Genomic DNA, 1004 nt, shown 5'->3' with positions numbered 1-1004 from the left:
ACCACCCAAGAGCATAATGATGGCTTGCTTCATCCTTTTTGATTGGATGAAAAGAATTTATTTAAAGGTGACTTTAATGAGCGTATTACGCCGACTAACTCTGCTGACTTTACCATTCTTTATTACCGCGTGTGGTGCGGAAGAAAGTCAGGCAAAAACCGAAACTCCTGCACAACAGGCTGCGCCAACTGCGCAACAACACTTTGATGAAGCGGCGCTAAAAGCGAAGTTCTCGAAACTAGGTCTGTCTATTATTGATATTCAACCTTCAGACGTGGCGGGCCTGCTAGAAATTCAAACCAACGGCGGCATATTGTTTGCGTCAAACAATGGCGATCACTTTATTGCAGGTACGCTATACGCGATTGATGACAACGGCGGTTACAAAGACGTACTTGCAGAACGCCAAGCGCCTTTGAATGCTGAGAAAATTGCTAAGTTTGCAGACAGCATGATCGAATACAAAGCGGACAACGAAAAGTACGTGGTGACTGTGTTTACTGACATCACTTGTGGCTACTGTGTTCGTCTACATAACCAAATGCAGGGCTACAATGATCTAGGTATTACTGTGCGTTACATGGCATACCCTCGCCAAGGTGCGACAGGGCCTGTTGCTGAGCAAATGGCAACGATTTGGTGTGCAGAAGATCCAAAAGCGGCGATGCATAACGCGAAAGTGAGCCGCACTTTCGACAATCCAGCGAAAGATCTTGAGCAATGTAAAGAGACTATTCAAGCGCACTACAACGTTGGTCGTCAGTTAGGTATTTCAGGTACGCCTGCAATCTTCCTTCCAAACGGTGAGATGGTTGGTGGTTACTTACCGCCAGCTGAACTACTGAAACGTTTAGAGCAACTGTAATCCTTTAAGGAGCAGAGCCGACGCAATAGTCGGCTCTTTTCAAGCATGATAGAAATTCAACGACGTCCTGAACCTGATCTTTCCCTTCTCCCAGATTCCATTCCTCCGATCTTAAAACGCATTTACATCAATCGCGGTA

1 protein-coding gene is annotated in these 1004 nt (G+C 45.8%); it reads left to right on the top strand.

Annotation, left to right across the window (positions count from 1 at the left end; genetic code table 11):
* Positions 1-76: 76 nt before the first annotated feature.
* Positions 77-865, top strand: coding sequence for a bifunctional protein-disulfide isomerase/oxidoreductase DsbC (gene dsbC, locus R8N28_RS27370; RefSeq protein ID WP_005497149.1), 789 nt, complete (start codon positions 77-79; stop codon positions 863-865).
* Positions 866-1004 lie beyond the last annotated feature (139 nt).

Source organism: Vibrio sp. Vb1554, from assembly GCF_033344235.1.
The sequence above is the reverse complement of the archived record's forward strand: the minus strand, read 5'-3'. Positions and strand labels throughout refer to the sequence as shown.